This window comes from Clostridium vincentii (assembly GCF_002995745.1).
In the GTDB taxonomy this organism is placed as follows: domain Bacteria; phylum Bacillota; class Clostridia; order Clostridiales; family Clostridiaceae; genus Clostridium; species Clostridium vincentii.
In genome coordinates, this window is sequence record NZ_PVXQ01000098.1 from 1 (window position 1) to 528 (window position 528).

Sequence of the window (528 nt, forward strand, 5' to 3'; positions counted from 1 at the left end):
AGTTACTTTCTAGCATTTCCCTAATTTCTTTTTTGATCTCTACTTCTATTTCATAGACCTTCAAAAGTTTTGGTTTGATTTGCTCAATTGGAGTAACAACCGATAAGAATTCTGTTGCCTGCATAAGCATGCTATACTGTTCAAAACGTACGTCAAAAGAGCGATCAAAAGCAAAAAAGTCTTTATACTTTCCTATCAAAATAGCTTCTTGCTGATCTACTATAGCCAACTGTCTGAAATAATTAAATACAGATATATCGTTTTGAATAATGCGCTCCTTCAAATCTTCTGTTTCTTTTTTTAGCTGGGGCAAAAGGGTATCTGCTTCAGTTGATTTGAATTTATGGCCATCGTAATCAAAAGATTTGAGTTGAATTAAACCATCTAGAATATTCTGAATGGTTTGTTCGTCATTAGATACCGCAAGGTACTCGTACACTAAATCTATTTTCTCCTTACTGAATAATTGTTCGAGTTCCTCTTGTTTGCCAATCGATGGTGCGTTCTCTATGTCAAAATGCATTATAT

General features: G+C 33.9%; 1 protein-coding gene. It reads right to left on the reverse strand.

Translation table 11 applies throughout. The features are described from left to right. The coding region (locus CLVI_RS17610) for a hypothetical protein (RefSeq protein WP_207655409.1) at positions 1 to 528 on the reverse strand (528 nt) is incomplete at both ends.